The sequence below is a fragment of the uncultured Veillonella sp. genome, assembly GCF_905209685.1.
Classification (GTDB): Bacteria; Bacillota; Negativicutes; order Veillonellales; family Veillonellaceae; genus Veillonella.
In genome coordinates this window covers 1-4,373 of record NZ_CAJLUB010000135.1, presented here as the reverse complement: position 1 = coordinate 4,373, position 4,373 = coordinate 1, and the positions used below count along the sequence as shown (strand labels likewise).

The 4,373-nt window shown below is 39.0% G+C and carries 3 protein-coding genes; all 3 read right to left on the bottom strand.

From position 1 onward, the window contains the following. On the bottom strand, window positions 1–1,802 hold a 1,802-nt coding region (locus QZ055_RS08260; RefSeq protein ID WP_295826046.1), incomplete at its 3' end, for an LTA synthase family protein. A 210-nt stretch (window positions 1,803–2,012) separates the two neighbouring features. Then, window positions 2,013–3,116: a transcriptional regulator gene (locus QZ055_RS08255; RefSeq protein WP_295826044.1), complete on the bottom strand. Its 1,104-nt coding sequence runs from the start codon at window positions 3,114–3,116 to the stop codon at window positions 2,013–2,015. A 300-nt stretch (window positions 3,117–3,416) separates the two neighbouring features. After that, window positions 3,417–4,016 (bottom strand): class I SAM-dependent methyltransferase, encoded by a 600-nt coding sequence (locus QZ055_RS08250; protein ID WP_295826040.1) that lies wholly within the window; start codon window positions 4,014–4,016, stop codon window positions 3,417–3,419. Window positions 4,017–4,373 lie beyond the last annotated feature (357 nt).

The window sequence follows — 4,373 nt, the reverse complement described above, 5'->3', positions numbered from 1 at the left end:
GCTTCATAGGTTTGACCAGGACGACCTACAAGTTCTGCCAAGGTTGGAATGATTTGAATACTCATGCCAAACGCATTAGGAGCAAGCCAATCTTTATGAATGCCTCGTCCATAGAAGATAATCGGAATAGTAGATGCCACATTAGGACTTACTTCACGAGCAAAGGTAAAGCGTTCGCTATGGTCCCCAGTGATAACGAAGAGCGCCGATGGATCTGCTTTTTCTTCACTAGCGATAAACTGGCCCATTACATGGTCTGCATACCAAATATGACCCATTTCGTTCAATTGCTTATCTGTTTCAGCGATTGTATCAGGCAAATGACCTTTTACCTTGTTCACATCATAACCTTCTTTAGCAACGTTAACGCTATATGGAGGATGATTAGATGTAGTCATGATTACGTTGAGGATTTTTTCCCCTCTATGTTGGTCCATGTACGCAGAGATGGCTTTAAACATATCCTTATCCGCTACGCCCCACGCATTGCTTTCATCGCTTGGCATTTCGGATGCATCATGGAATTCATCAAAACCTTGAGACAAGGCGAAGTTCTTAACATTTTGCCATGTACTAAAGCCGCCGTACCAGAATACTGTTTTATAGCCTAGTTTTTTCATAACAGAACCAATGCCTAAGCCGTACGGTTGTTTGAAACTTTCACCTTCATAGTTAGGATATAGACCCGTATCAGGCATGCCAGTCAATAAACCGTTGATAGCAGGCATTGTACCTGTACCTTGGGCAAGGGCTAGCTGCGTGCCCATCGCTTGAGGGCTAGCAGCATATTTACGGCCTTGTTCAACAAGGTAGGCACCAGGTTCATTGTATTCAGCGAGGAATGGCCACAAACCATAGGATTCACCAAGAACGATATTAATAGATTGCGGTTGCTCTGCTAAACGTTGGGTTGTAATCGTTCTTGTGAAAGAACCATCAAAATCCTTACCGTTAAACTTACCGCCGATAGCACTAATTTTTTCACTCAATTCTTGAGGTGTTAAATTGATGACCTCAAGCTCATCTGCACGCTTTGCGATGCTTTTAACACGATAAAGAGCCTGCACATCATCAAGAATGGTTTCGTTTAACAGATTAGAACTGAGTCGCGCCGCACTTTCCCAGTTAATGGAATTTGTATAGTTAAAAGCACCACCAAATCTAAAGAATAGTCCTAGTACGCCGATAACTACAGTCAATCCAATGCCTGTAATCCATTGCGTTTTCTTCGTCTTAGGATACCACGTAGTACAAACTAGTTGAGTATTAGCGTAATCGCTATATTTCTTTGTGCCCCACGCCAAGAAACGAACGAGGAACCAACAAAGGGCTGCACTCAACACAACAGCACCAACGATGTACATCAACGCATTATATTCATTGATGGCTGTATTAATAATGGCACCGATATCATCGTTTTTACCATTAATGAGCATCGCATTATAGGAGGAATTAAAAATCTTATAGAATGGAATACGCCCCAAGAATAAGAAGGTTAACAGTACCGTTGCAATAGAATAGATAACCTGTTTAATGCGCAAGGATGGCCATTTTGGTACAAAGGTATGCACCAATGTGCCTCCTAAGAAACCCAATAAACACAAAGAACCAACTGTCTTGAGACTCAATCTAAAGCCTAGCCATAAGGACGTAAGGATATTTTCCATCGTCACAGATGCTAGCTGTGATTGGAATACTGCAAGAAACACGATTCTAAATGCAGTCAACAAGGCAGAGAAGAAGATAAATACCTTAATCTCTGTCTTTATGCCTTCAAATAATCGTTGCCATCGGTTCATCATTAACCCCTTACTGTTCGTTCATATAACTTAACTACTACTCTATACTACCTAACTGTAATTATGTTGGATATTTCTTACATTTAGGTCCCTTACATCGTTTGCATTTACCGCATCCGCGGTCGATAGTCCCAGCACTGGCTGATTTCTCAGCACTAGTACTCTCCAACGCCTTCTTAGAGACCTTACTATTCCATACGGGAACTATCGTTTCTACTTTTTTTCGGATTTATCTTTTTTCTTATCCTTTTTCTTGTCTTTTTTACTGAAAGTATCACCTAAAAAGACTGTTTTTAACTTGTCATTTAAGACTTTAAGCTTCTTTTCAGCCTTGTCTTTCTTTTTCTTTAACTTATCTTCGGATTTAGAATGTTTATCTTCCTTAGACTTTTTATGTTTTTTGTCCTTTTTATCCTCTTTAGACTTCTTGTCATCCTTAGATTTCTTGCCTTCTTTAGATTTCTTTTCGTCTTTGGATTTTTTGTGGTCCTTAGATTTTTTAGACTTTTCGTCAGTCCCATTGATACGCGCCCATTCATCATCTACGCGTTTCAATTGCTTTTTAAGAAGCTTTTCCATCTTCTTATTGGCTTTATTGGAATCTAAACCAGCTTTACCAAATAATAAAGCATTTACTGCTGTATACGGATCAATAGCAGATAAATCATCTTCGTCCTTATCCATATCATCATCGAATTTATCATTTAAGGATTTATGTTTATTTTCTTCATCCAAGTGATAGACTTCTAAACTTTCAACGCCATCTAGTGGATTGACATCCATATGTTCTACAAGTGCTTCATCAAGGTCAGACATCTCATGTTGGGAGCTTTCACCAGATCCTGTAAAAAGACCGCCCATAGAATGCAATTCGTTCAATTTAATATGGTTCATGCCCACTGTAGAGTCATGCTGCGCAGGAATATCCGATAATTGGACCTGTTCCATAGCGTACACGTCGTTATTATGACTAGCACCCTTACCAAGATACGATTTATCAGCAATGATGATATCATCTTGATCGTCGCCTAACACATTGCCAAATAAATCCTCTTCAAGAGAATCATAGGTATGTAACATGGACATCCGTTTTTGAACCTCTTCAATTTGATTCCATAAATCTACGAGAGAGGATGTGTAGTAAACGCGTTCCTTAACCTCTAAATAAGCTTGGTAAACGATAGCCAATTCAGACTCATTGAGTCCCTCTTCGGCACCGATTTCTTCTATCATTTGTTGGATCTGTTGATCTCGATCATAACGTTTAATTAAGGCCTTGCGAATACGTTCAATCAATGCTGTATCGATGATTTCCACGGGTACCTCCAGTCTTCAATACACTCAGCCCTATCCACTAACTTAGTGCATACGAATCAATGTATAGAACCATAAAAAATAATTTGATTTTATAATCTCTAATATATTATTATATCAGAATTTATCTGCTTTTTCCTTAATAATCTAGGTGAAAGTTCCTTAAAAATAGAATAAAACCTCAATTTGAATGATGTCCTAGTCGTACAAATTTAGAACCACTAAAACAAGCCTTCAACATTGAGGTTTCTTACATACTAAAATAAATAGAATGAATACATTAAAATAAGCTGACAGAATATACTAAAACAAGTTAACGGAATACACTAAAATTCGTTCTTTTATATCACGTTCTTCAAAGAGATCACTACAATCAATGAGTTCTTCTTGTTCCAATCGCACATGGTTATTCAAGAAGTTTTCTACCTCTTCGTTGACATAGTAGAAAAACAGCTTAATCTCTCGCGGCCGATGGTATAAGGAATCAAAGATATTTCCTAAGACCCGCTTAATCGTATGGAGTGCAAAGGGATTAAAGAAAAAGCAACGATCTGCTTGAGCTGGCAATTCATAGAGCGCCGCATCACCATGCACAAAGCTTACACGATTGCGAGCAGCTGGGCTTTCACCATTGATAAGAGCCCTTTCATAGAGTCGTTCATCGTATTCAATGCCGATAGAATGACAACCTGTTTGGTACGCCATAAAAATGCTGACACGGCCCTTGCCACTGCCATAATCGATGAGCGTATTTTTCTTGCGAATATGACCACTATTCGCCAAGCGCTCCAGCACGCAATAATCCGTAGGCTCGTAAGGATGATGCTCCGTATCGGACCGACTATCATCGCGACCTGCTGTCTTAATTTGTAAAACCTGTTCCCATTCCTGTTCACTTGTCATAAATCTAATCCTATCATGAGGTCCAATTATATGGCCTAATAATTAATACTAATCTTAATTCATATACATACTATACCCATATTAGAGCCATATTTACAAATTAAAGGTAATCATGTATCATAATATATGACAAAGGAAGTCAATGTGAGACACGTTTTCACGCAAACAAAAAAGGAGGGTGGTGGCCCTCCTTTTTTTGTGCTAGTTACTGACGGAAGTAACCATCTAGCCACTTGCAGATGTAGTGACAGGTTACACCTGCTACGATGGATACTATTAAGGAAATCAAAGTGTCAAACACGTTTTCACCCCCTTTCTGTTACCAGTCTGGGGCAGTAACACCTATAGTATACAACA